Source organism: Alkalihalobacterium chitinilyticum (genome assembly GCF_029028005.1).
Lineage (GTDB): Bacteria > Bacillota > Bacilli > Bacillales > Bacillaceae_F > Alkalihalobacterium > Alkalihalobacterium chitinilyticum.
In genome coordinates this window covers 104331-129856 of sequence record NZ_JAOTPO010000005.1, presented here as the reverse complement: position 1 = coordinate 129856, position 25526 = coordinate 104331, and the positions used below count along the sequence as shown (strand labels likewise).

Genomic DNA, 25526 nt, shown 5'->3' with positions numbered 1-25526 from the left:
CTTACTAAGACCTAATTATTCGTAAATATAAATTCGCCCTTCAAATAAAATTGCCAAACGATCATCGGTTAAGTCCACATCATAAGTATGAGCAGGTGTATTTAGGAATGAAGCTGTGGATGTAAGGTTGGGTATATCTATTGCGGAATTAACCGATAATGCTTCACTATCCCAAACTTTCACTTTTCGATCTGTGCATATTGTAACAAATTGATCATCAAATGCTTTTATCAGGCAAATTTTATTATCATGAATTTTTTGTCTCTGTAACAGTGCTCCAGTATCAAGATCGTAGACTACAATGAAACCGTTCTTAAAAGAGTAATCGTACGTCCGACTTAACACTATAATTTTATTGTCAGTAATCACAAAGTCTTCAACTTCTCCTTCGACTTCAATGTTATGACCACCTGTTGATGTAATTTCGTTTATATTGCTAAATTTATTTGTACAGTAAAATAATTCACCTTGATAAACAGAAGATGAAAACTCATTTATGTCTTCTATTTTCAGCTCACCTTCTTTTAAAATAGCCCCATCGGTTAATGCGTATCTTGCAAATTGTATTCTAGGAGACGGATATTCTCTTATCTTATGGGTATAAACAGTACCATCATATACATGAACTAAGCTATTAAACCTTTGATCTAATTTAAAGCATTGCAACACTCTTTTGGGAGGTATGTTCATATCAAGCTCTGGTGGAAAGAGATGTTCATATTTATTTGCAAGAAAGCGATCCGCGGATACTCCACTTAGTTCTTCTCCAGATATGACATCTAAGAACGATACTCCGTCTTTTCTATATTTGTCGATAACTGCAAAAATATCTTGATGGATATATACCATTTCCGCTGTTCTTATCCCGGGACATGTCCGTCGCTTACTTTCGTAATAAAACCCGCCTTTTTCTTCCTCAAAAATGGAAACTAACGATTTATAATCATTTTTAACATGAATAAGAGGAGTAAATTCATTTTGTTTTATGTATTTATTTTGAATGATTAGCTTCGTTTCTTTTATAGCGGTTATTAATGTGTTAGTAAGAGAAATGTTATTAATTTTTGCACTAAAAGTGGCGAGACCTTTTAAATAAACTGTCGGCTTATTAATTCCAATATATTTTATGTTCCGGTTTCCTTCAATAATTTCAAACTGCTCTCCCAATAAGTAAATGACTCGGTCTGGTGTCGTTTCTGTCGATTGCAAAAGTTCGTCTAACTCTTCTTGTGAAAAGGCAATTAAGTGTAAACTTTTTAGTAAATTTGGATTATTACTCCATTGATGAACTAGCTCTACCTTTTGACGTTCTTTCAAATATTCTTTAATCGCATTTTTCCCCGCCTGAGGTACCTCTACTCCAAATATACTACATACCTCATACGGGATATTTTCAACTGGTAGGTTTGCTAGTTGGTCGATTTTTTCTACGAGTTCCTTATAATATCGATGGTCTAGCCAAGTTCGCAATCTACCGTCAAAATAATAATCAAGCACAGAACGAATATGAAAGTGTTGCATTAATTCATCTATTGTTCTTACTTGGACATTATTATCCATTACGAGTGGAAACTTAATCTTTCTCTTTAACAAAACGGGTTCCTCTTTTCTTTCAACTTGTAAAATTCACGTATAGGATACTACTTTCGATCTATTCAAAATTAAAATAATATATGAATATAATACCATTCTACAGTTATTTAGGTATACTAAATTCTTTCTTTATATAATAAGTCATTACTTATTAAACAAAAAAAGCTACCTCATCAAAGGTAGTTTTTCAAGTTTAATTCAGTTAACAATTGACATAATTGGTGGATGATTTAAATACTGTGTCAAAACAATAGGCTTCGAATCCATCTAGGTCTTTTGGTTGTTGATAGAAAAATATCACCTTTGCCATGTTGTCAAACCTCCTTAGTTTCACCACCTTATGTATATTCTTGATTTAACGTTAAAGAACAATTCTCAAATTAAATTTTCAAATAGAAAATAGGATGACTCTTAATATCCGTTTACCTCATGAGAAAAAAGATGCAGTTGTATACGAGATTACAACTACACCTTTTGGGTTATTCGACTGCTCTACTTTAGGTTAACTCGCTTCCATCGCCTGAAACTGCGCACGAACAAGATTGTAATAATGACCTTGATGGTTCATAAGCGCCTCATGATTCCCTTGTTCTACGATTTGCCCGTGGTCTAAAACGATGATGTTATCGGCTTCACGAATAGTCGACAGACGGTGGGCGATAATAATTGCCGTTCTTCCCTTAAGTAGCGTTTGTAACGCATTTTGAATTTTTTGTTCCGTTTCTGTATCAATACTTGCGGTCGCTTCATCTAAAATTAAAATTTGCGGATCCGCTAGTAACGCACGAGCGAATGATAACAGTTGACGCTCACCTACCGAAAGAATGTTCCCGCGTTCTTCCACTTCAGTTTCGTAGCCATTTTTTAATTGCTCAATAAACGCGCTTGCGCCGACCATTTCAGCAGCTCGCTTGACTTCTTCGTCTGAAGCATCTGGACGACCAAAACGGATGTTTTCCATAATCGTTCCTGAGAAAATAAATGTATCTTGAAGAACGATGCTTACCTGTTGGCGTATACTATCCAATGTTAAGTCGCGTAAATCGTGATCGTCAATTTTGACCGAACCACTTGTCGGGTCGTAAAATCTAGAAATGAGATTGACGATCGTCGTTTTTCCAGATCCTGTATGACCGACTAAAGCAACGGTCTCCCCTTGCTTCATCTCAAGATTAATTCCGTCTAACGCTTTTCGATTTGCATCATAAGCAAATTCGACGTCCTCAAACGTAATATGTCCTTTCATTTGTTTCATGTCCTTTGCCCCGTCTTTTTCAGGAACAGAAGGTTTTTCATCTAAAAATTCAAAGATCCGTTCGGAAGAAGCCATCCCCATAAGTAACTGATTGTACACTTGGCCCAGTCTAGAAATTGGTTCCCAGAACATGCCGAGGAAGAAAGCAAACATAACAAACGTTCCAATATCAATACTTCCAGATTGAATTAAAGTGACACCGTACCAAATTAAAATCGCTGTACCGATCGCATTGGACATTTCAACGAACGGACGGAACATCGCATTTTGTTGTGTCGCGTTTCGCCAAGCTTTGAAGTTATCTTCATTCATTTCATTGAAGAACGCCATATTTTCACGTTCTTGTGTGTACGATTGAGTTACACGGATGCCTTGAATACTTTCATTCAAGTGAGAATTAATTTGTGATTGTTTGATACGTACGACTTGCCATGAACGGCGAATTTTTCTTCGTAGACTCGTCGATATCACAAACATAATCGGTAAAATCACCATAATTGCTAATGTAAGTTCAGGGCTGTAGACAAAGAGAATGATGAAAATACCGATGAGTAAAAGAACGTCCATTAATAGATTAATAACCCCGTTCGTAAATAAATCTTGAAGAGAGTTGACGTCATTCGTGACACGAACGAGAATCGAGCCCGCTGATCGTTGGTCAAAAAAACGATGCGATAAGCGTTGGATGTGCTTGAATAAGCTTTGTCGCAGATCGTAGATGACATTTTGTCCGAGCATATTCATCCAACGAATGCGAAGAGTATTCGCAAGCCATGACAGCATGTAGAGTCCTGCTATAAGTACAACGACATGGACGAGTGCATTCATATCACGTTGGTAGATCACATTGTTTAGTGCATATACCCCAATTAAAACAGGAGTGGTCAGTCGAACCGCAGTTGAAATAATCATTGCAATAATCGCAAGAGGTAAAAGATTTTTTGAGTATGGCTTCATATAACTAAATAAGCGAGTCATTTGCGGCCAGTTAAACGGCTTCTCGATCGCTGAATCGAGTGAATAATGGAAACGACTGTTTTTCTTCGATCTGTGTGACTTTTCTGTCATGAGCTCACCCCCAGTTGTCGTTGTTGAAAAGCGTGTTGGTCCTGATATTGAATATTATAAATTCGACGGTACGCCCCTGATTCGTTTGCAATTAATTGCTCGTGCGTTCCTCTTTCAACGACTTTTCCGTTATCTAAAACGAGAATTTCATCTGCGTGTCTGAGGGAAGAAATGCGGTGTGCGATAATAAACGTCGTTCTCCCTGTCATGACCTCGCGAAAGGCTGCTTGTATTTTCCCCTCTGTTTTCATGTCGACCGCACTCGTTGCGTCATCAAGAATTAAGATGCTTGGGTCGATGAGAATGGAACGAGCAATGGCAATCCGTTGTTTTTGTCCGCCTGATAAGCCCATCCCACGTTCACCCAATACGGTGTCATAGCCGTCAGGTAATTCCATAATAAAATCATGTGCTTGGGCTCTTTTTGCAGCTTCAATAATTTGTTCCAGTGTTGCTTCGGGATTTCCATAAGCAATATTGTCTCGAATAGACGATGAAAATAAAAACGATTCCTGTAACACAACACCAATATGGTGACGCAATGTTTTTAACGAATACTCTTTAATATCTCGGCCATCAATAAGAATTTCTCCTTCGTTTGGCTCGTAGAAACGTGAAATCAGTTGAGTTAAGCTCGTTTTCCCAGACCCTGTCGCACCAATTAATCCGATGATTTTACCTGTTGGTGCTTCAAACGAGACATTATGGAGTGCAAGTTCTTCTTCGCTGTTATATTGGTGACTAACGTTTTTAAACTGAACATGCCCTTTGATTGGGGTTTCTAGCGGTTGCTCTGCGTCACGAATATCTTCTGGTTCATTAAGCACTTCTAGTAAACGTTCTCCAGAAGCTTTCGATTGTGAAAATGTGTTAATGATAAAGCCAAGATTCATTAAGGGACCAATGATGTACCAAACTAATGAGAAAAACGCGACAAGTTCACCCGGTTGTAGAGCACCTTGAATGACAAGCCAACCACCATACCCGAGAAGGAACACAACACATAGTTGTCCAATGAGTTCCATAATCGGAAAGTACTTTGCCCAAATATTGGATGTATCGATGGACTTATTTTTATAATCACTATTTTTATCTACAAAATTATCAATCTCAAAATCTTCACGTGATAATGATTTGACCGTATTCATTCCGCTGATGTTTTCTTGAACTTTTGTTGTCAAACGTCCGAATGACTTTCGAATATGTTTAAACGCCGGATGGACTTTTTTATCAAATTTGTAAACGGTTAAAATTAAAAATGGCATCGATGCGAGAGTGACGAGTGCCAGCGGGACACTGAAATACAGCATGATACTAAAACTGAAACTGACGATTAACACTAAGTTTAAGAGTTGCGCAAAACCAAATGATAAAAAGAAACGGAAACCTTCAACATCAGCAGTAAGCCGTGACATGAGATCCCCTGTCTTCGCATTATCGTAATAGCGAAACGGCAAATATTGAAGTTTTTTGTATAAGGCATTTCGTAATTCATAAACCGCACGAACACCAAATAAGTCCCCTAAAAATTGATGATAATACGTCGCAAACCCTTTAAAAACCATTAATAAAATAAATCCAAACGCAATGTAAGGAACTAACGAAGAGTTTCCTGCTAAAATAACGTCATCAATCGTAATTTTTAGTATGATCGGATAAATAACAGTTATCGCAGTAACGACGATTAGAAAAAGCATCGAACTGATAAAAAATTTCTTATAAGGCCAATAAAACTCTTTGAGCCTTTTAAAAGTATTCATAGTAAGCCTCCTCTTAAGTTGATTTTTTCTCCTTCTCTCTTTGCTACATGGTTGGGTCATGAGTGTTACATTTCTGAAAGATGGAACATAAAAATGGTAATAGTATAAATATATCGGGTTTCGAAATAAATATCTAATCATCTGCTTACAGTATTTTTTGAAATTTCGATATATTTCTGGGTGAACTTCGCGTTTCCTTCCCCTATTGCATTAATGCTCACTATTTCACTATGGTAGCAGGCACCTTTATAACACTAAAGTGTTAAAGGTGCCTGCTACCATAAAGGATATAAAAAAAGAAAAAGCTTAATGAACTTTGTTCGATAAGCTTTTTCATTGTATGCACTTGGCGTTGTCCTTATTTTAATTTTAATGAAAAGGGACGTGCACGAGTTTCCATTCGTCAGTAGGGGATTTCCGCATCACGGTAAATAAGAACGTCTCCTCGATAATCGGACCATCTTTTGTTTGATACTTATACGTTACTGGTATTTGATAAATAAACGGTTTTTCTTTAACCGGCTTATGATTTTTGTCCATTTTTCGTATCCCTGCAATATGATCAATCGGAAGAGAATGTACATCGCCTTGATAAATGAGACTTAAAATGTCAGTATCCTTTTGGTGAATAGCGATTAAAAACAACTCAATGACTTTTTCAGCTGGAAGTTGTTTAGTAAATGACTCTAATTGTCCAGCTGCTTTATGCGCCATTACTTGGTGGGCTAAATCGGTATTCTTGGACCGATGCGTTGTGCTGCCCTGAAAATGAATGCAAAAATGCCCCGGAAACCCATTCGCTAATGCACCTTTTCCATGAGGCATCCCGTGCATCGAAGCAGCGAGCACTTGATTGTTCACATGAACTAAGATCGCCCGTCTGTTCCAACTCCACTTGCCTCCATAGATCGCTTTCATTATTTTTGTATCTTGATGGGTTAACGGTTGTACATCTGCGTGCTTACTCCCGGCACGTCTTTGCGCATTAAAACTCAACCCTGTTTCAAGGTCTGTAATCTTAAAAGACGTATACCTTGGAATCACATTTGTCGCTTCGTCCCACGTTAACATCGTTCCAAAATGATCGGATTGCAACGTCTTAAAGTGACTTGTAATTAATTGAGAGGTCCGTGGCTTAATCTCGATCTTTCTTTTATGTTGAACGTCAAACAGTTGACCGTATTCATCCGCAATTAAAATCCGAACAAGACCATTCTCAACAAATAAAATATACTGATTTGAAAACGGCACGTCTTTTATAGGTGTTGAAGTTGCCTTAACTATTTCTTGAAATAATTCATCAGACTGCACAGTAGTTATCGACTGGTAAACAGACTGACTAGAAGCCTTGACGATAAACGAGACTTGATTATGATCGTCTTTCGCCCCAACTGGAAACGCCGTGACAGAAACTAGTATACAAAACGTCATAAAAATAAAGAGTATTCGTTTTTTCATTTGTATAATCCATTCCTATTTTAGAGTGATTTATCCGTGTTCTAAAATTGCAGTTGCTTATAATTTCCCTTGGCGATAAATAATCGTTGATAATTTCATCACCGCATGAATGTAACAATTTTCTCTTACGGAAAAGGGGTCGCCAAAGTACTGCGGTAAAATAGTACTCATTGTTCCTGTCATTTTATCGTATAAAAGCTTAAATACTTCTTCTTCACTGTAAAATTGAGTTTCTCGTCCTTGAAGCCATTCAAAGTAGGAAACGATGACCCCGCCAGCGTTTGCTAGAATATCAGGTATAATAATGACGCCTTGCTCATTTAATACAAGGTCAGCGTCACCAGTTATTGGTGCATTTGCCCCTTCTACAATGATTTTCGCCTGGATTTGTCGTGCATTATCTTTGTGAATTTGATCTTCAAGGGCTGCTAAGATGAGTACATCGATATCCAAATAAAGTACATCTTCTCTGTTCAAAATATCAGCCTTGATATTGTATTGCTCAAGTTGTGCTTCAGAAGTTGGAAGATCATTATTATTTTTTACCGTTGCTTCAATTAACGCAGGAATATTTAATCCTTCTGAATTATATAAAGTGACGTTACGATCACTAACGGCTACGATATTACTTTGTAAGTGTGTGCAATGGTAAGCTTCAAGTGCCGCAACTGAGCCTACATTTCCGAAACCTTGAACTGCTATATTTAATGGACGATCAGCGCAATCTAAAGCTGTTTTTGCGAACTTGTTTCCATTATTAGATAACCAATTTCTTTGTTCTTCTATAAAATCTGCAAGCAAATAACGAAAGGTAAAATAAACCCCTTTTCCTGTCGCCTCCCTTCTGCCTAAAGACCCGCCGTTTACAACGCTTTTTCCAGTAAAACTCCCACGGTACGGCTTTCCGGGCCGGATCGTTTTATATTCTGCGGTCATCCAGTCCATTTCTCGGTCCCCTGTACCAACATCAGGTGCAGGAATATCTTTATCAGGACCTAAACTATCACTAAAATATTGAACGTATTTTTTACATATGAGCAAGAGTTCCTTTTCTGTGAAATCACGAGGATCTATAACCACCCCGCCTTTTCCCCCGCCAAAAGGGACTTCATGTAACGCATTTTTCAGTGTCATTAATGCAGCTAGATTGGTTACTTCATCTTCGTTAACGAGTTCGTGGAACCTAATTCCGCCTTTATAGGGACCGAGCGTATTATTATGTTGAATCCGATAAGCAGGTATTCTCACGACATTTCCATTTTCTAAAGGGATACGTAAAAATGATTTGTGAACATGGTTTGGGGTTGAAAGGATAGCTGCGAGTGAATGAAAAGCTTGTTCTCGCGTGTCGCCTTGCAAGTTCGGTAAAAAACTCGAGTCTTCTTGTAGCGCCCGTAAGGAACGTTGCACGATCATACCCGTCTGACTGCCCATTTTGTATCGACCTCCTTCTCCTTCTAACTCTGAGCATTTACGTTTAGTATTTTAATTCCATCGTTTCTTATCCAAAATTCATTTTATTTAAAAGTAAAAATACGATGACTGGTAATCATCGCATTAAAAATTGTCTATTCAGATATATCATTCAGTATTTTTCTCTAATAGTGGATCCTGTTTTAAAGTCAATTAAACGCTCGCCAAAAAGAACCTTCGATGTCGATGATTTCGATGATGTCATCATAAGGGATTTTAAATGTTGGAAATCCCGCGGCAAACGCTGCAATTTCGTATGGTTGAAAGTAAATAGCGAGGGCGTCTTCTGTAATGTAAAAAGGCTGATCTGGCTTTATGCCTTTATATGCCTGAGGGAAAAAATAAGAAAATTCTTGTTGCTGTTGTTCCTCAATTTGATTTCCAATTATCTCACTTAAAACCGACACATAATCTGCATCTTTTTTAAATAAATCTTGGAGTTCGTATAGTTCTCCTGTTTGCAAATTAATATGAACAAATTCTTGACTAGGCATACCATGGGCAGCACCAAACGGATATTCATACGCTGATAATTTAATGACGAGAAGGTTCTTACGGTAGAACTCAATCGCAAAGTCTCCCGTATAGCTGTAATCGAGTTGAACATTACTGGGGATTTCTTTTACATTGGACTTTTCTTTTAATAATTGGTTGATCTCACTTTGCCTTTCTATATTTTTCATTCCTTCAATTTGTGGGTAATACACAAGGTAATCTTTATTTGGATTAAACTTTACTTCTCTCACTCGATAAGGTGGTTGAAGAGGAATGATTGTATTCGGTTTCCAGATCGATCTTCCTAAACGGTTAAAGTACATCACCCTCTGATCAACGAAGGCTTTAATGACACCATTTTCTAATGTTAATATCCCTGTACCTTGAACGACAGGATAGTTTTTCGCACGCTTTCCAGATCGATCAATAAAAAACGTATATCGGTCTTGTGTGACTGAGCTTAGACCTTCTTTAAATGGGGAAACTGTATCGTATTCATAGTCAGTTAACCGGCGACCGTCACTCGTCGCAATGGCATAAATCGAACCGTAATACGGTTTGTCAGCAACAATTGCTTTTCCTAGCGCTACTCGATCTTCTCCCAATTGTAAAATATCGTTGTATTGTGCTTGAATAATAAATTTCCCTTGTCTATCTATTAATCCGTAACGATTATTAATCCCATCAATGGTATTGACGACCGCCCTTCCTTCCTGAAATGGCAGTGCTATTGAAAATTGTGGTTCAATAACAATATTCCCATTTTCATCTACATATCCAAATGGCTCATCTATTGTTTTTCTAAAAGCACTAAGTCCTTCACTAAACCCACTCATCATATGATAGGCATATGTGTTAAGGATAGTCCCTTCCTTGTCGATCAGGGCAAAATTACGATTAGTTAACCGGACAAGCGCTTTCCCGTCTATAAAATCATTCGCGTATTCAAACTGTAATGCGATTATTTCTTGGCCGTTTCGATCTAAATATCCATAAAGGTATTGACCGTTGGCTGACCTATCAGAAAATACAGCACGTTCTTCTTCGTAAGGAGCAATAAAATTATATGGTTTTGAAGTTAAGACGTTCCCTTTTTCATCTATTACCTTAAATCCAGTAGCGTCAATGACAATAGCTCGACCTTCAGTAAAAGGAAGAATGGATTCATATATAGGGTCTATAACAAATTGACCTGAACAATCAATAACCCCTGACTGATCACCAACCATAACAATAGCTAAACCATTTTCTTGAAAATCATCCGCCCGGTCGTACCTGGCAGGAATTTTTAAATTACCATTAGAATTGATATACCCCCATTTCATACCCTCTACTGTATGAACGGAAGCAGGATAAAGGCGACAAAGCCTCCTTTGCGCTTCGGCTAACGTTAGTTCCTTTCGAAAAAATCTTGGCTTTGTCGTATCGGAAGAAGTAGATAACAAGTGACGGACAAAATCAATTGAATGATACTCTTCTCGCATAATGCTTCTCTCCAAACTTATAGTTTCAATAGTATATGAAGGTTGTAAGATTTGGGTTCTTACCTAGTGAACCGTTAAACGAGTGAGGTTTAGTTCTTTACTTATAAATAGGCAAAAGCAAAATTCAGTTCAATACAAACAAAAAACCTATGAAGCCGTATTTACGCTCCATAGGTTGCCATGTTATAAAGGACAGTATCTCTGTCCGTGCTCGTCGGATATTGAAATGCTTGTTTATAGGATTCAGGACCCTTTCCAGTAATTATAACCCAATCTCCTTCTTGTGCTTGTTGCAGGATCAATTGGATCGCAACGGTCCGATCTTCTATGACCGTTCCTTGCTCGCTGCCATAAAGCTCTTGTAAACGATGAAGCTCTTGGACCATCTCTTTAGCGTCCATTCCATTGAGATCATCTAGTGTTAAAATATAATGATCGCTAAATTTAGATGAAATTTCAATCATTTCTTTTCGTTTTGAAGGATCACCATTGCCGCGAAAACCAAATATGTGAAATACTCGTTTAGCTCCTTGTTTGTTTATCGTCTGTAAACAATGGTTCAACCCGTCAGGTGTATGGGCATAGTCAATAACACAAGTCGCTCCACTAGGGTGTGTATAGGTTTCAAATCTACCAGGTACTCCTGGAAAGTCATTTAGCGCTTGAACAGCTTGATGTGCAGGTATGCCTAGTCTGCGGGCTGTAAAAAAAGATAAAGATGCATTTTGGGCATTATGTATACCACTTAAGGGTAGGGTTACTCTAAGTTCCTGCTCTGCTTGCTTAAGGTTAAATTCCGTTGAAAATTCCACATTAACATTATTTAAATTCATATGATCAGACTCTTCGTGACCGACAGAAAATACATTTTTTTGAGCGGTAGTTAAACGGTCAATCAGTCTTCTACTCCAATCACAATAGTTGCTGACAATTGCTTCCCCTTCATGATTTAATTGTTCAAAGAGCTGAGCTTTTACTTCAAAATAATTATAAATCGTCCCATGATAATCCAAATGATCATGAGATAGATTGGTAAAAAGAACATAATCAAATGGGATTCCATTTACTCGTCCCTGATCAATTCCATGTGAAGAAACTTCAATTATAAACACTTCATCCATACTCTTATACATAAGTTCATGCAGTGTAATAGGATCTGGCGTCGTATTCGATGGTGGCAACAACTCACCATTAATAATATTGTTAACGGTACCAATTAATGAACACCGCATACCCGCGCTTTCTAATATGTGTCGCAGCATATATGAAGTCGTCGTTTTTCCGTTTGTTCCCGTGATCCCGATAATTGTATGTTTTTTAGTCCCTGTATCAAAAAAGCGTTGAGCAAGTTTCGGCAAAAGGTTGCGGCTATTTTTGACACGGATATATGGAACACTGAGTTCTGTTTTATCTTTCTCGCCAAGAATGGCTACAGCACCAGCTTTTATTGCATCCTCGATGTATTCATGACCATCTGCTTCATTCCCTGAAATGGCAACGAAAACAAAGTTTTGTTTTATTTTTTTGGAATGAAAGTGGATTCCACTTATAGAAATGTCTGGAATGTCATCTGTCAAAAGATCACTTTCAATCGGTTGTAATAAGGAATTTAACTTCATGGATCATATGACTCCTTACAAGGACATCACAATACTGTGACAAGAATTTTTTATAATAAAGTATTCTTTCCTATTACTCCAGTTAATATCCTTGGCAATCGAGAAGTTATTATTATACATAGTGGTAAAGAACTTGTTAAAACGTTCCGAGATTCCTCATACATAGCTGCCTCTTGCTCGGTCATACTAAATGTGAAAGGGAGGGATTTTATTATGGCTCAAACCTTACAACGCATAATGACAACTAATGTCGCTTCTGTTACACCGCACGATACGGTACAAAAAGCAGCAACTTTAATGAAGGAACTCAATGTAGGTTCTATCCCAGTTGTTGAAAATGGTCAAGTTATGGGAATCATTACGGATCGTGATATTACATTACGAACAACTGCTTCAGGGATCGGCAGTCAAACTCCAGTTTCACAATGTATGACGGATCATGTGGTTACAGCCAATTCCATGATGGATATACATGAAGCAGCACAATTAATGGCCCAACAACAAATTCGCAGATTACCTGTTGTGGAAAACGGTCAATTGGTGGGGATGGTTGCAATTGGAGACCTAGCTGTAGAAAATATTTATCAAAACGAAGCGGGAGAAGCACTTTCTAGTATCTCAAACCCAGCATTTCCCCATGAATAAATAATACGTTCAGTTACGTTAAGAGGTTGTGCTTACACAAGCGCAACCTCTTTTTATTAATAGGTCCGGTTAACTTTACTATTTTGGGACAGTAGCCTAAACCTTATAGTTGGAACAACAAAATTTTTTCATGATGTGCATGATAAAAGAATTACAAGAATATAGTAAAATATAGTCTCTTTATTTTCTGAGATTACATGGTGTTTCCTCTTGTTGTTATCCCCATCACGCAATGTCAATTATCTTACAAAACAATTGAATAAAGGAGTGATTAAGTTGTTTGAGTCTATTTTGGGTATGGATGACTTGTCGACTGTTCAACACATTGGATATGCGTCCGAAAGCAGGATGTATGATTTCACACTTGTTTTTTCTGATCACTTCTTTGGGAAGACATTAGTAACTTGTCTTCAGAGCGGTAATTCCTCTTTATTGGACTTCCACGATGTAAGCGATGTTTCAGTTGTTAAAAGAGTGTTTCGTATTCAGGACGATGAGATCGCACACGAAGTTTCGGCACTATTACAATCAAAAATTCCGTTAGCAAAAAAATTTGATCAATATGAATAAATGAGGAGGAGATATTGGCAATTTTAATTTTATGTAAGCGCTGTCAAGGACAAGGGAATATGCGAAAGCGATGGCTGTTTCTTTTAAGCAAAAAAATATCCTGCCCCTTTTGTCAAGGAACAGGAAAACATAAAGTGGTTTCGTAAATAAGTCGAGGGTGACTCTCGTGTTATGACTGCAGTCTTATGAGAATTTCTGCTCATACCAACCATCGTTATCAGTAAAAAGGTCAACACGGTGCCGAGTCACAACCTCTTACATAATTTATTGAACGACCTCAGGTGCCCCGTATTCAATTCCGTAGGTTTCTACTGTGACTGTTTTCATACGTTGTTCTTCTTTCGGTGCTTCTCCAGCCGTTTCAACAACTGCAATGTTATCAACGGTTTCCATACCTTCAATAACTATTCCAAAAGCTGCATATTGTCCATCTAAGTGTGGCGATTGATCATGCATAATAAAGAACTGTGAACCAGCAGAGTTAGGATCTCTTGATCTCGCCATTGAAATGACACCACGTTCATGAGGAAGTGGATTATTAAAATTATTAGCATTAAATTCTCCTGGAATCGAATAACCAGGTCCCCCTCTACCTGTTCCTTCAGGATCCCCGCCTTGTATCATAAACCCTGGAATAACACGGTGAAAGATCACGCCATCATAAAATCCATCTTCGATTAATGAAACAAAGTTTGTGACCGTGTTTGGTGCAATCGACGGGAAAAGTTCGATTATAATTTGCTCATCGTTTTCCATCGTTATCGTGACAATCGGATTTTCTTCAGACCTTGCTTGTTCAACTACATCTTCTTCAGGTGTTACTTCCTCTTCAGGTACTGCTTCCTCTGCACGATTTTCCTGATCGGCCACATCATCAGTTGGCGCTTCTGTGCCTGTCCCACAAGCGACGATAAAAGCAGTTAGAGCAACTATTATCATCATAAATATCATTTTTTTAGCATTAATTAGAATTTGCATAAAATTCAATTCCTTTCTGTGTATAAAAGTCATAATTCAAGATTTAAAGCTGAAGTTTAACTAGCTTCCATAGACCATTACTCATTATATCACTTTTTGTCATATGTTCTAATCTGGTTTTTTTAAAAAGTTTATTATCTCTATGTAATTCGTCCGGTCATTTATTAATAGTGGACATAGCTTATCTATAAGGAGGTGATTTTATATGTTATCTAAAGAAGACAAATTACGTCGCATCCTAGGGGCCTTGCCAGGCATCTATGATGTTGAAGCTGGAGCTACAGTTCCAAGTTGTGAGCGGTTTTGTCGAAACGTCTGTCAATCACTTTTCCCATTCCAGCAAACTCAATGTATCAATGACTGTTTAGCCTGTCAACAAACGGGAGCACGTCCACCAGCACGTCCACCAAGAAGAAAGAGATAATGTTAGACGATAAAGTAATAAGAGTAGAGAAAGAAGTTTACTTCTCTCTCTACTCTCTTATAATGGGTTTATTTGCAATTTTCATATTTACCATTGTCGCTAATTCTTCTTTGGTAACATCACGGAAACTTCGAAATGCATAGCCTTCATTTTCAGATACTTGATGATGTCTGGCAATGCCTTAACCAACTGACCGTTAGTAGAAACATCATGGAACAATACGACGATAAAATCTTTATTTCTTGCATTCGTAACTACATTTTCGTAGATTTTATCCGCATTATTGACCGCTGTCCCGGCATCCCCCGAAGATACGTTCCAGTCGATGTAATAGTACCCCTTCTTCTTGATATCTTCTGTTAATTTTGGCATAAATTCTTTTCCACCGTATTGAAAAGAACTGTGGTTGGAAGAACCTCCAGGAAATCGAATGATAGATGGAGCGTCAAATCCGAGAATTCTTTTATAAGTGGCTTCGACTTTCGTTAAATCGTTATAATACGTATCAAACGAGGTGTAAATCGAGTAGTCGTGTGAATAAGAATGCGTTAAGACCATATGGGAATCCTGATAAGCCCGTTTAACAAGTTGAGGGTGTTGTTCCATCCGTTGTCCAATCATAAAAAACGTTGCCGGTACTTGATTCTCTTTCAAGACATCAAAAACTTTAGGTGTAAGAGTTGTCGGCCCATCATCAAATGTTAAAAATACTTTTTTAGTAGCAGAGCGTGAGTCCTCTTTAGGAGGAATCGGCTTAACTGATGGGGTTTTCTTTGCCTCCAGCTGTTTCTTTAGTTCTTTTATTTCATTTTCTAACTGCTGGTTCCTCTTATTTAGTTCGTTGTTTTGGCTTTTAAGTTCATTGACTTGATTTTTCAATTGTTCCACTTGTTTCTCGTAACCTTCAATCGCTCCTAGTTTTTCTTCTATTGTGGATTGATGTTGTTGTAATTGATCCTCAAGTTCTATTAATCGATTATCATTTTCCTCTAAGTCTTGTTGTAGCTGCTCTTTTTCATTATTCAATCTTTCAATTTGTAACTTTAAGTCCTCTTTTTCTTCTAATAGACTCGCTACTTTTTCTTCGTATTCTAGTAGTTCATTTTCTAAATCTTCTACTTTGGATGTGGATTGACTTGAACATGCGGCTGCGACTGAAATTATCATCATTATAAGGAGAATACGAAATAAATTCATGATCTTTAGTCCCTTCTTTTGATAGGCTTATACTTTCCTTATACCCTTTTTCAATTTTCTAAAAAAGTAATTTTGAAAGAGTTTTAGATTTAGGCAATAAAATAAGAATATTTTATGTACGACGTAATAGTTTAGATTATGTGACCTTTCTTTTTCTTGTGACTGTCCGTTCATAGAAAGATAGTGCGAATTATAAAAAAGGAAACCGAGGGAAGGAAAGCGCTTACATAATCAAGAATTAATAGAGTGAAACTTTCTTTTTAGTAGAAGGAATGTACATTAGGAGGGATTTATATGGTATATCAAAAGCCAAACACGGATGGTTCTCTAGTAAATTTTAAAAAGCGTTATGACAATTACATTAATGGGGAATGGACAGCCCCTGTGAACGGAGAATACTTTGAAAATATCACACCTGTCACTGGTCAGGCATTTTGTGAAGTCGCTCGTTCATCTGCTGAGGATATCGAATTAGCTCTAGATGCGGCTCACGCTGCAAAGAAAAGCTGGGGGGCTACTTCTCCTGCTGAGCGAGCAACTATTTTAAATAAAATTGCAGATCGCTTAGAAGAAAACTTAGAAATGCTAGCTGTGGCTGAAACGTGGGAAAATGGTAAAGCCGTTCGTGAAACGTTAAATGCTGACCTCCCTCTTGCTATTGACCACTTCCGTTATTTCGCTGGGGTTGTTCGTAGTCAAGAAGGCAGTATTTCACAAATAGACAATAACACGGTGGCTTATCACTTTCATGAGCCTCTAGGTGTCGTTGGACAAATTATTCCGTGGAACTTTCCTATTTTAATGGCCGTTTGGAAACTTGCACCTGCTTTGGCGGCTGGTAATTGCGTCGTATTAAAACCGGCGGAACAAACACCAGCTTCAATTATGGTTGTCATGGAACTCATCGAAGACCTTTTACCTAAAGGTGTTGTTAATATAGTAAATGGTTTTGGCGTTGAAGCGGGCAAGCCGTTAGCTTCTAGCGACCGAATTGCAAAAATTGCATTCACTGGAGAAACGACGACAGGTCGTCTCATTATGCAGTATGCATCTGAAAATATTATCCCTGTTACACTCGAGTTAGGTGGAAAATCGCCGAATATCTTCTTCCCAGACATCATGGAAAAAGATGATGCGTTCTTAAATAAGGCGATTGAAGGTTTTGTAATGTTTGCTTTGAATCAAGGCGAAGTATGTACATGCCCTTCTCGTGCTCTTATTCATGAATCAATTTATGAACCGTTCATGGAGCGTGTACTTCAACGTGTTGAGGCGATCAAAACGGGTAATCCGCTAGATCCAGATACGATGATGGGTGCCCAAGCGTCACAGGAACAATTAGAAAAAATCCTCTCTTATTTAGATATTGGAAAACAAGAAGGTGCCCAGTGTTTAATTGGCGGTGAGCGTAATGTATTAGAGGATGACCTCAAGAATGGTTACTATGTAAAACCAACTGTCTTTAAAGGTGACAATAACATGCGTATTTTCCAGGAGGAGATTTTTGGTCCAGTGGTTTCTGTCACTACATTTAAAGATGAAGATGAAGCTTTATCGGTTGCTAACGATACACTGTACGGTTTAGGGGCTGGTGTTTGGTCTCGTAATATTAACACAGCGTATCGTTTCGGGCGTAACATTCAAGCGGGTCGCGTTTGGACAAACTGCTATCATGCTTACCCTGCTCACGCGGCATTTGGAGGCTATAAAAAATCCGGGATTGGACGAGAAAATCATAAAATGATGCTAAGCCATTACCAACAAACGAAAAATATGCTCGTCAGCTATAGCGAAGACGCACTAGGATTCTTTTAAAATCGAGGGAGGTGTCTTCTATGGTAGAAAGAGTAAAAGCGACGGAAGCAACGGTTGAACTAATAGAAAAGCTAAAAAAGCGCCATGGTGACCTTATGTTTCATCAATCGGGCGGGTGCTGCGACGGGAGCTCGCCGATGTGTTATCCGAACGGGGAGCTTCGTATCGGAAGTTCTGATGTACTGCTTGGTACAATTGGAGGATGTCCCTTCTATATTGCGAAGGACCAATACGAATATTGGAAGCATACTCAATTAATTATTGATGTCGTCGAAGGCCGTGGCGGGATGTTTTCTTTAGAAGGACCTGAAGGAAAGCGCTTTTTAACTCGGTCACGTGTATTTTCATCTGAAGAACGGCAACAATTAGGTATTTAAGCTGGGGTATAAAAAAAGAGGATGGCTCAAGTGTACCTTTATTACACTTTGAGCCATCCTTTTCTTATGACCAAGAAGACATGCCGCCTTTAACATTTGTCAGTTTAGTAAAACCGAGTCGTTTCAATCGTTTACTCGCTTTATTACTTCTCATGCCACTTTGACACAGTAATACGATTTCTTTTTCACGGTCTAATTCGTTATGGCGTTTCTTTATTTTTGATAAAGGAATGTTTTGAAATCCTTCAATGTGATTTAATTCATATTCTAATGCCGAGCGTACGTCGATCAATTGAATGTCTTTTCTCTTTACCAGCATTTTTACTTCCGTATTACTAATTTGTTTCACACCTTTAGCAGGTAGAAAATTTCGGGCCGTTAAAATAATTAAAACTACAACGATAACCCATTTTAGTATATCCAATTAGATCTTCTCCTTTTAACAGAGTTCTGCAAATTTTTTCTCTTTGTTGTCAGAATTGCTTATATAATACCCTGTCACATGAACCCCTTTTTGTTTTAAAAATCGGATACATAGATTTTTCGCTACAACATCATTTGATATAATAATGACCTCACTACCTATGAATGGTTGATAGTATCTTTTAATATAAGCAAATGGTATATTAGTAGCTCCTGTAACCGGATCGTGGCTAGCGATATGGTAGTCACGAATATCTAGTTTTTTTGTTTCTTCCTTAAGGTGCTGAAGATTCGTGCACTTTACTCCTCGTACTGGAACCACACGTCTGTAGAACCATACTAGAATAAAGAGTAACATGAATGCTATCGTAATTGTAACCATTTCATGGTCCTCCTGTGTAACAAAGCTGCGTCTACTATTTTACTATATTATAAGAGGATGTTCAAAAAGTCCGGGAAAAATCTCTTTCGTTAGAAGACCTTCGACTAAGAGCCCCACGTCCTGTGGGAACGTAGAAGTCACCACATCCTTGTGGTAGCTCGTCAGCTTGCTCTTCCGCTCTTCACGTATTAAACCCATACGCTCCAGTAGTCAGATACTGCGCTTCCTCGAACTTCTCGGATCTTTTTGTTCTCCTGTATGAACATATATTATAAGATAAATTCATTTGTTAAGTAAAATATATATATTGGTAGAAATACGCAGCTCCGTTTCAATTTATTATTGTGAGGGATATACTCATTGTCGGATTTTCACTTATTAATTGTCCGTTTTCTTAATTTATTGTCCGATAACTTCTTTTTGTCTATTAGCTACAAATTGTAATCTATTAGAATTGTCATTGAATTCAGAGTGAATAAAAAATACCCATTACCGTTTTAGATAGATAGCCGGATAATGGGTATTTTTTGAGTGCGTAGATCATTTTGTGACAAGCGGGCCGTCCCAAGATAGGATACCACCTCTTACATTTGTTACTGTTGAATAACCTTGCTCAAAAAGAAAGTTTGCTGCTTGCATACTGCGGTTGCCACTTCTGCAGAAAATAACAATCTCTTGGTCTTGCGGTAGCTGCGTGTATTCACTAGCAAGTCGACTTAGTGGAATGTTTGTCATTCCTTCTACATGAGCTTCTTCATATTCATCAATCTCACGGACATCAATAAACACCGCATCATGGTCTGTTTTCATCTTTGTTTTAAGTTCAGTTGTAGTGATTTCTCCAATTTGATTATTTGATGTTCCAAAGAACATAAATATCACTCCTACTCCAATTACCAATGTAAGAACGGCTAACATGGTTTTCTGTTTCATACAAGAACTAGACCTCACAATCGTTGATTTTGTTTCGGCTTAGGAAACTTTATTTATACTTTAGGATAACATGATTTACGATTTGAATGTCTCGTCATGCTTCTAAAAGTCCGAAATCCTTAACTTCCAACGTTGTTTTTAAGAAAAAGATTACTAGATAAATAGGTTGACGTTTCCTTCTTCTGCTTCTGCAAGGTATGTTGCTACACCAGCATACTCGATACCATCGATTAATTCTTCTTTTTGGATTCCCATTACATCCATTGACATTGTACATGCAACCATTTTAATATCCAGCTCTTTCGCCATTTCGATTAACTCATTTAAAGAAACGACATTGTGTTTTTTCATCATATGCTTCATTAACTTCGATCCGGCACCACCGAAGTTCATTTTAGATAAGCCTAGTTTTTCAGGGCCTCTTGGCATCATTTTACCGAACATTTTCTCTAAGAAATTCTTTTTGACGGGGATATGTTCATCTTTACGAAGTACATTCAATCCCCAGAAAGTGAAAAACATCGTTACTGGTTTCCCCATAGCCGCTGCACCAGTTGCGATAATAAAACTAGCTAATGCTTTATCTAAATCACCATCGAATACAATCATTGTTGCTTTCTTTTGTTCCATTTAGATCTCCTCCTAATATACACTCTTATAGGTATTTTCTATATTGTTATATTATACCCTTGCAGGTATTATGTCAACCAAAAAATATAATAGTTATATTCTAATTCCCTGTCTATTTTCCATTAGCGTACGTTTTTTACATATCCTTTGCGTTTACAGTTCTCTCTTGATACTTAATAAATTCAATTTCCCCATTTTCAATATGGTAAACAACAGGAATAATGGGTATGTGTTGACCAAACTCTTTATAAATTGGGTGCCCATTCAATCGTTCCACTTGCTTGAGAAGGTGTGTCTCTGATAGTTGCCCAGTGCACATTTGCGTACTATTCTCATTGATAAATGACTCCCGGATCCCCTTCAGCCATGGTTTTAAAGCTTCTTCGTTATTTCCGTTTACCGCAGCATCAATCCCTCCACAATGAGTGTGGCCGATGATTAGAATTCCTTTTACTTTTAAGTGCTTTAAAGCGTAGTATAAGCTTGCAGAAAAGCTTTCATCGTGTTCATTTACTTGATTACCAATATTACGGTGAATAAATAATTTCCCGAGCGGCATTTGTGTAATGACCGAAGGACTCACTCGTGAATCACTGCAGGCTAACACGAATAATTCCGGTTCTTGCCCCTGAACCATTCTATCGAAGAAATGAGGGTCTACTTTTCTCATTTCTTCAAAAAACAGTTTATTGTTTCGTTTTAATTTCCTCTCCATTTTACTCACTCCTTGATTGTGGCTAGTGCTTCATCAATTGAATGAGACTCGATTTTCCCCTTGTATTTTTCATACCATCCCGCTCGCTTTAAAACATCTCGGACAGGTCCTTTAATATCACACAATAGGATATTCTTCCCAAGACTTTCATAAGTGGTGAATAGTTCGTTTAAATGTTCAATGGCGACAGCATCCATGTCATTTACACCTGAAAAATCAAGAATAACAGTATGAAGTGAAGGTTGCTCTAAGAACTTTCGTTGAATCATGTCTTCGATTTTTGTAATGTTTGCAAAATACATCGGCGAGTCGATTCTTAATATGGAAACATTCTCTTTTTCAACAGCTTCTGGATATCTTTTGATATTACGATAGACATTCGCCTCTTTTACATAACCTAACTCAGCAACATGAGGGTTTGCACTCCTCCATATAAAAACAATAAGAGAGAAAATAATACCAAGGAAAATACCAGTTTCAATTCCTAACGTTAATGTGGCTCCAAATGTAATTAACAAAGTAGCACCGTCTATACGTTTGATCTTAAATAAGTGCTTCGCTTCTTTCACATCGATTAATCCATAGACAGCTACCATAATAATCGCAGCGAGGACGGCAGTCGGCATGTAGTAAAACCAAGATGTAAAGAATAATAGCGTTAAAATGATTAAAATTGCAGTAATAATGGCTGCAAGTCCTGTTCTGGCACCAGCACCGTAATTAACGGCTGAACGTGAAAAACCGCCAGTGACTGGATACCCTGAAAAAGTTGAGGCTGATACGTTAGCAAGCCCTAGACCAATTAATTCACGATTTGCATGCACTTTATATTTCTCTTTTGTAGCAATGACTTTTGCCATAGCGAAACTTTCAACAAACCCGATGATCGCGATTGTGATCGCGATAGGCATTAACGCGCTAATGGCCTCCATACTCCACGCCGGTAAGGAAACAATCGGTAAACCGCCTGGTACTTCACCAATAATACTTACTCCTTTTTCATGAAGGTCAAATATATAAACAAGAAGTGTACTATAAACAACGACCACAAGTGGCGCTGGAATTTTCGGTATCCATTTCTTCATCACGATTAAGATAATAATACTAGTAATACCAATTAAAAACGTATAAAAATTCATGCTATTGATTTGTAAGAACGCTCGATATAATAGTTCAAATACATTTTCAGTTGAGGGAAGGTTAATCCCCAGTAGATGTTTTAATTGGCTGAGACCAATAACGATGGCTGCTGCCGAGGTAAAACCACTAATAACAGCATGAGAAATAAATTCGGTTACAAATCCGAGTTTCAATAACCCAAGAACCAATTGGATGACCCCAACCATTAAAGCAAGTAATAATACAAGTGAAATATACTCACTTGAACCTGGTTCAGCCAGCCCTTGGACACCCGTTAATACAAGAAGTGACACCATCGCAACAGGTCCCACTGCAAGCTGTCTTGAAGAACCGAAAAGAGCATAAACAATAAGCGGTATCGTTGATGCATACAGCCCGATAACAGGTGGCAAACCAGCAAGCATCGCATAGGCCATGCCTTGTGGAATTAACATGATGGCAACAATTAATCCCGCTGATAGATCACCGCGTAAATCATGTTTTTTATACGTCAACATCCACTCAAGCCCTGGAAATAACTTCTTGAGCATTTGGTTTTTCCTCCTTTCTAATGAAGGAGAAGGTGACTCTCTAGCGACCTCACCTTCTCTTTTGCACTAAAAATAGATGCATCTCATTTAATAGGAGCTATTTTTAGTAAAGGTGGCCTAATCGATAGTTTGAGTCACCCTCAATTTAAACCTTATTAAGCTTTCTTAATCCAGAACTTAAAAACATCACCATCTTCGTCTTGGTGGACAAGTTCATTTCCAGAAGCTTTACACCAAGCTGCGATATCAGCTTTTGAGCCTTTATCTGTTGCATGAACTTCTAGGATTTGACCTGCTTCAAGTTCGTCAATTGCTTTTTTTGTACGTACGATTGGCATTGGACAAGCTAACCCTGTTGCGTTTAATACTTTATTACTATTCATAAATAATCTCTCCTTTAAATTTACTGGTAATTAAGTTTAAAAAATGCTTTATTTTTGATTTCTTATAGTTGTTTAGTTGTTTTCTACTTTTCCAGTCCATTCAGACATTCCAGGCTTAACGTTCATTACATTCTCAAAACCGTTATCTGTTAACAGCTTTGCAGCCATTGCACTTCTGCTTCCTGTACGGCATACGACATATACAGTATCATGTTGATTTAATTCACCAAGGCGTTCTTCTAGCTCGCCAAGCGGAATAGATTTAGAGGTAGGAATGCGAGCGAAAGCATGCTCAGCAGGCTCACGAACATCTAATATCGTTACTCCCGCTTCACCAATTTTGCTTTCTAATTCTGTATTTGATGTGACATGAGGAAAGTCAACTTCCTCCTTTGTCTCAGAAGGATCCGCTTTTCGTAAATAATGAAGCAGCACATCCCCCTCTTCGTTCGTACCTAAATATTGATGGCCTGTTGAGTTAGCCCATGCTTTCAAGTCAGCTAACGACCCTTTATCTGTAGCTTGAATTTCAAGTACTTCACCTGAATTTAATTGATCCATTGCTTTTTTTGTACGAACAATTGGCATCGGGCATGCTAACCCTTTTGCATCTAACACTTGATCTACTTTAATTGCCATGTTGTTACCTCCTTTTGAATTATACCCTTACCCCTATACATATATTACAACCGAAACTTATTGTAGTCAACACCTTTTACCTATAGGGGTATATTTGTATTAAAAAATTTTTTCTGACTAATAGAGACTGACCTTCTCCTGATCTGGAGAGAGTATTCTATTTCATAAAAAAAGCTGCAATTTGAAACAAAATGAAGATGGCTCCTACCAGGAACCAGAGATAGACAGCTGGTCATATTGGTGGTTTCGTGAATTGCTTTTTATCCTCTGCTGTCTTCTTTGGCTTCATGCCTCACTGGTGTGTTGCGCACGGATCTTTTTTATCTTTCATGAAGTGGTGCCTCCCTTGCTTAATTAGTGAGTGTGGTGAACCGCACAACGATTTGGTCCAATTTCCAATTCTTGTTTACGCTCTGCGTCAGCTTGCTCAACACCACGGTTGATTGCAATTATATCTTCAAAGTTCGGTGGTTTCACAGAAGAAGCAGATTGTTCTACGTGGTCTAGGAATGTATCTTTAGTCATCGAGAACATTTTTTCATTACGTTCACGAATATTTCCTAATAGATCACCAATATACCCTTTGTCATTCACTTCTTCTACATAGTCAGCGTAGTGACCCGGAAGAACGATAACATCATCAGCAATCGCTGAAACTTTATCATAAATCGTGTGGTATAAATCATCTGCCCACTCACGAACTTTATTACCTAAGTCAGGACGACCTAATCCACTAACGAAAATGGTGTCCCCTGAGAAAAGTAATTTGTCATTAACAAAGAATGACACACTACCAGGCGTATGTCCTGGTGTTTTTACAGCTAGAACTTCTAACTTAATGTTGTTAAATTCAATACGATCGTGGTTTTCTAATGCTTCAAACTCAAAGATTGCTCCTTCACTCTTCATTAAGAAATATTTCGCCCCTAAATTTTCTGCTAATTCATGGCCTCCTGAAATATGATCTGCATGTAGGTGAGAGTCTACAATATGAGTAATAGTTGCGCCTTCTTTTCTTGCTGCTTCAACATATACATCTGTAAAACGGCTTGGGTCAACGATTAGTGCTTGGTCATTAGATGTGACCATGTATGAAAGACAACCTTTTCCAATACGAATAAATTGGTCTACTTTAATTTTTTCATCTTCATAAATCCGAACTTGGTGAAGATGTTCGCTCCATGCTTTCATTCCATCAACTAATGAGTAAACTCTGTCGAAACCTGCTTCAACTATCATTTCTCCTACAAATGCAGATGATCCACCTTTTGCACATAACACAACAATGTCTTTATCTTTTGGTAGGTGATCTACAATCGAGTCAACCCCATCAATTAGTTCAAAATAAGGTACATTAAGATGTGAAAAAGTTTCCCCTTCTATTTTCCAATCTTGGAAATCTGACTCGTTTCGAACATCAAGAATAAATAGTTCTTCTTTTTTTACAATACGATCCATAATTTCTTTTGCAGTAATATCTTTTACATTACTCATTGGTTGCCTCACTCCTCACACTGTTTTATACCCTTGCAGGTATGTC

The 25526-nt window shown here is 37.8% G+C and carries 23 protein-coding genes; 5 read left to right on the top strand and 18 right to left on the bottom strand.

Annotated elements, in window-relative coordinates:
• Positions 1-15: 15 nt before the first annotated feature.
• The 7 genes from N7Z68_RS09275 to N7Z68_RS09245 form a co-directional block, all read right to left on the bottom strand.
• Positions 16-1593, bottom strand: a complete 1578-nt coding sequence (locus N7Z68_RS09275; protein ID WP_275118200.1) for a hypothetical protein — start codon at positions 1591-1593, stop codon at positions 16-18.
• 502 nt (positions 1594-2095) lie between these two features.
• Positions 2096-3916 carry an ABC transporter ATP-binding protein gene (locus N7Z68_RS09270; protein ID WP_275118199.1) on the bottom strand — a complete coding sequence of 607 codons (1821 nt, stop codon included), beginning with the start codon at positions 3914-3916 and terminating at the stop codon, positions 2096-2098.
• A complete protein-coding gene (locus N7Z68_RS09265; RefSeq protein ID WP_275118198.1) occupies positions 3913-5676 on the bottom strand; it encodes an ABC transporter ATP-binding protein in 1764 nt (587 codons plus the stop codon). Before N7Z68_RS09265 ends, N7Z68_RS09270 begins: the two co-directional genes overlap by 4 nt.
• Before the next feature lie 369 nt (positions 5677-6045).
• A complete protein-coding gene (locus N7Z68_RS09260; protein WP_275118197.1) occupies positions 6046-7134 on the bottom strand; it encodes a hypothetical protein in 1089 nt (362 codons plus the stop codon).
• A 57-nt stretch (positions 7135-7191) separates the two neighbouring features.
• Complete coding sequence (locus tag N7Z68_RS09255) at positions 7192-8568, bottom strand: Glu/Leu/Phe/Val family dehydrogenase (RefSeq protein ID WP_275118196.1); 1377 nt, start codon at positions 8566-8568, stop codon at positions 7192-7194.
• Positions 8569-8756: 188 nt separating this feature from the next.
• Complete coding sequence (locus N7Z68_RS09250; protein WP_275118195.1) at positions 8757-10586, bottom strand: WG repeat-containing protein; 1830 nt, start codon at positions 10584-10586, stop codon at positions 8757-8759.
• A 161-nt stretch (positions 10587-10747) separates the two neighbouring features.
• Positions 10748-12205 carry a UDP-N-acetylmuramoyl-L-alanyl-D-glutamate--2,6-diaminopimelate ligase gene (locus N7Z68_RS09245; protein WP_275118194.1) on the bottom strand — a complete coding sequence of 486 codons (1458 nt, stop codon included), beginning with the start codon at positions 12203-12205 and terminating at the stop codon, positions 10748-10750.
• 213 nt (positions 12206-12418) lie between these two features.
• On the opposite strand from N7Z68_RS09245, the gene N7Z68_RS09240 reads away from it, so the two are divergent.
• Positions 12419-12850, top strand: coding sequence for a CBS domain-containing protein (locus tag N7Z68_RS09240; RefSeq protein WP_275118193.1), 432 nt, complete (start codon positions 12419-12421; stop codon positions 12848-12850).
• 276 nt (positions 12851-13126) lie between these two features.
• Entirely contained in the window at positions 13127-13420 is a 294-nt protein-coding gene (locus N7Z68_RS09235; RefSeq protein ID WP_275118192.1) for an SAV0927 family protein, read from the top strand.
• 264 nt (positions 13421-13684) lie between these two features.
• Here the strand turns inward: N7Z68_RS09235 and N7Z68_RS09230 are convergent, their stop codons facing one another.
• Positions 13685-14398, bottom strand: a complete 714-nt coding sequence (locus N7Z68_RS09230; protein WP_275118191.1) for a peptidylprolyl isomerase — start codon at positions 14396-14398, stop codon at positions 13685-13687.
• A gap of 205 nt (positions 14399-14603) precedes the next feature.
• Here N7Z68_RS09230 and N7Z68_RS09225 point away from each other — a divergent pair, with 205 nt between their 5' ends.
• Positions 14604-14822: a hypothetical protein gene (locus N7Z68_RS09225; protein WP_275118190.1), complete on the top strand. Its 219-nt coding sequence runs from the start codon at positions 14604-14606 to the stop codon at positions 14820-14822.
• 99 nt (positions 14823-14921) lie between these two features.
• On the opposite strand, the gene N7Z68_RS09220 is transcribed toward N7Z68_RS09225, so the two are convergent.
• Complete coding sequence (locus N7Z68_RS09220) at positions 14922-16019, bottom strand: polysaccharide deacetylase family protein (RefSeq protein ID WP_275118189.1); 1098 nt, start codon at positions 16017-16019, stop codon at positions 14922-14924.
• Between the two features lie 294 nt (positions 16020-16313).
• Between N7Z68_RS09220 and adh the strand changes: the two genes are divergently transcribed.
• Both adh and N7Z68_RS09210 read left to right on the top strand, forming a co-directional pair.
• Complete coding sequence (gene adh, locus N7Z68_RS09215; protein ID WP_275118188.1) at positions 16314-17834, top strand: aldehyde dehydrogenase; 1521 nt, start codon at positions 16314-16316, stop codon at positions 17832-17834.
• A 20-nt stretch (positions 17835-17854) separates the two neighbouring features.
• Positions 17855-18211, top strand: coding sequence for a DUF779 domain-containing protein (locus tag N7Z68_RS09210; RefSeq protein ID WP_275118187.1), 357 nt, complete (start codon positions 17855-17857; stop codon positions 18209-18211).
• 64 nt (positions 18212-18275) lie between these two features.
• Here the strand turns inward: N7Z68_RS09210 and N7Z68_RS09205 are convergent, their stop codons facing one another.
• The 9 genes from N7Z68_RS09205 to N7Z68_RS09165 all read right to left on the bottom strand — a co-directional run bounded on the left by N7Z68_RS09205 (position 18276) and on the right by N7Z68_RS09165 (position 25480).
• Complete coding sequence (locus tag N7Z68_RS09205; protein ID WP_275118186.1) at positions 18276-18635, bottom strand: rhodanese-like domain-containing protein; 360 nt, start codon at positions 18633-18635, stop codon at positions 18276-18278.
• Between the two features lie 15 nt (positions 18636-18650).
• Positions 18651-19016: a sulfurtransferase gene (locus N7Z68_RS09200; protein ID WP_275118185.1), complete on the bottom strand. Its 366-nt coding sequence runs from the start codon at positions 19014-19016 to the stop codon at positions 18651-18653.
• A 540-nt stretch (positions 19017-19556) separates the two neighbouring features.
• Entirely contained in the window at positions 19557-19949 is a 393-nt protein-coding gene (locus N7Z68_RS09195; RefSeq protein WP_275118184.1) for a rhodanese-like domain-containing protein, read from the bottom strand.
• A 153-nt stretch (positions 19950-20102) separates the two neighbouring features.
• Positions 20103-20579, bottom strand: a complete 477-nt coding sequence (locus N7Z68_RS09190; RefSeq protein ID WP_216828574.1) for a DsrE/DsrF/DrsH-like family protein — start codon at positions 20577-20579, stop codon at positions 20103-20105.
• Positions 20580-20715: 136 nt separating this feature from the next.
• Positions 20716-21294 (bottom strand): carbonic anhydrase, encoded by a 579-nt coding sequence (locus N7Z68_RS09185; protein ID WP_275118183.1) that lies wholly within the window; start codon positions 21292-21294, stop codon positions 20716-20718.
• 5 nt (positions 21295-21299) lie between these two features.
• A complete protein-coding gene (locus N7Z68_RS09180; RefSeq protein WP_275118182.1) occupies positions 21300-22964 on the bottom strand; it encodes a SulP family inorganic anion transporter in 1665 nt (554 codons plus the stop codon).
• A gap of 155 nt (positions 22965-23119) precedes the next feature.
• A complete protein-coding gene (locus tag N7Z68_RS09175) occupies positions 23120-23347 on the bottom strand; it encodes a sulfurtransferase TusA family protein (protein WP_275118181.1) in 228 nt (75 codons plus the stop codon).
• A gap of 72 nt (positions 23348-23419) precedes the next feature.
• Positions 23420-23986 (bottom strand): sulfurtransferase TusA family protein, encoded by a 567-nt coding sequence (locus N7Z68_RS09170; protein WP_275118180.1) that lies wholly within the window; start codon positions 23984-23986, stop codon positions 23420-23422.
• 354 nt (positions 23987-24340) lie between these two features.
• The gene (locus N7Z68_RS09165; RefSeq protein WP_275118179.1) at positions 24341-25480 is read right to left on the bottom strand and encodes an MBL fold metallo-hydrolase; all 1140 of its coding nucleotides are present in this window, start codon (positions 25478-25480) and stop codon (positions 24341-24343) included.
• Positions 25481-25526: the final 46 nt, after the last annotated feature.

Excerpts from the sequence above, each read along its gene's own strand:
- N7Z68_RS09270 (WP_275118199.1), bottom strand. The coding sequence starts at position 3,916 with ATGACAGAAAAGTCACACAGATCGAAGAAAAACAGTCGTTTCCATTAT.
- N7Z68_RS09265 (WP_275118198.1), bottom strand. The coding sequence starts at position 5,676 with ATGAATACTTTTAAAAGGCTCAAAGAGTTTTATTGGCCTTATAAGAAA.
- N7Z68_RS09260 (WP_275118197.1), bottom strand. The coding sequence starts at position 7,134 with ATGAAAAAACGAATACTCTTTATTTTTATGACGTTTTGTATACTAGTT.
- N7Z68_RS09255 (WP_275118196.1), bottom strand. The coding sequence starts at position 8,568 with ATGGGCAGTCAGACGGGTATGATCGTGCAACGTTCCTTACGGGCGCTA.
- N7Z68_RS09250 (WP_275118195.1), bottom strand. The coding sequence starts at position 10,586 with ATGCGAGAAGAGTATCATTCAATTGATTTTGTCCGTCACTTGTTATCT.
- N7Z68_RS09245 (WP_275118194.1), bottom strand. The coding sequence starts at position 12,205 with ATGAAGTTAAATTCCTTATTACAACCGATTGAAAGTGATCTTTTGACA.
- N7Z68_RS09240 (WP_275118193.1), top strand. The coding sequence starts at position 12,419 with ATGGCTCAAACCTTACAACGCATAATGACAACTAATGTCGCTTCTGTT.
- N7Z68_RS09230 (WP_275118191.1), bottom strand. The coding sequence starts at position 14,398 with ATGCAAATTCTAATTAATGCTAAAAAAATGATATTTATGATGATAATA.
- N7Z68_RS09225 (WP_275118190.1), top strand. The coding sequence starts at position 14,604 with ATGTTATCTAAAGAAGACAAATTACGTCGCATCCTAGGGGCCTTGCCA.
- N7Z68_RS09220 (WP_275118189.1), bottom strand. The coding sequence starts at position 16,019 with ATGAATTTATTTCGTATTCTCCTTATAATGATGATAATTTCAGTCGCA.
- adh (WP_275118188.1), top strand. The coding sequence starts at position 16,314 with ATGGTATATCAAAAGCCAAACACGGATGGTTCTCTAGTAAATTTTAAA.
- N7Z68_RS09210 (WP_275118187.1), top strand. The coding sequence starts at position 17,855 with ATGGTAGAAAGAGTAAAAGCGACGGAAGCAACGGTTGAACTAATAGAA.
- N7Z68_RS09200 (WP_275118185.1), bottom strand. The coding sequence starts at position 19,016 with ATGGTTACAATTACGATAGCATTCATGTTACTCTTTATTCTAGTATGG.
- N7Z68_RS09195 (WP_275118184.1), bottom strand. The coding sequence starts at position 19,949 with ATGAAACAGAAAACCATGTTAGCCGTTCTTACATTGGTAATTGGAGTA.
- N7Z68_RS09190 (WP_216828574.1), bottom strand. The coding sequence starts at position 20,579 with ATGGAACAAAAGAAAGCAACAATGATTGTATTCGATGGTGATTTAGAT.
- N7Z68_RS09185 (WP_275118183.1), bottom strand. The coding sequence starts at position 21,294 with ATGGAGAGGAAATTAAAACGAAACAATAAACTGTTTTTTGAAGAAATG.
- N7Z68_RS09180 (WP_275118182.1), bottom strand. The coding sequence starts at position 22,964 with ATGCTCAAGAAGTTATTTCCAGGGCTTGAGTGGATGTTGACGTATAAA.
- N7Z68_RS09175 (WP_275118181.1), bottom strand. The coding sequence starts at position 23,347 with ATGAATAGTAATAAAGTATTAAACGCAACAGGGTTAGCTTGTCCAATG.
- N7Z68_RS09170 (WP_275118180.1), bottom strand. The coding sequence starts at position 23,986 with ATGGCAATTAAAGTAGATCAAGTGTTAGATGCAAAAGGGTTAGCATGC.
- N7Z68_RS09165 (WP_275118179.1), bottom strand. The coding sequence starts at position 25,480 with ATGAGTAATGTAAAAGATATTACTGCAAAAGAAATTATGGATCGTATT.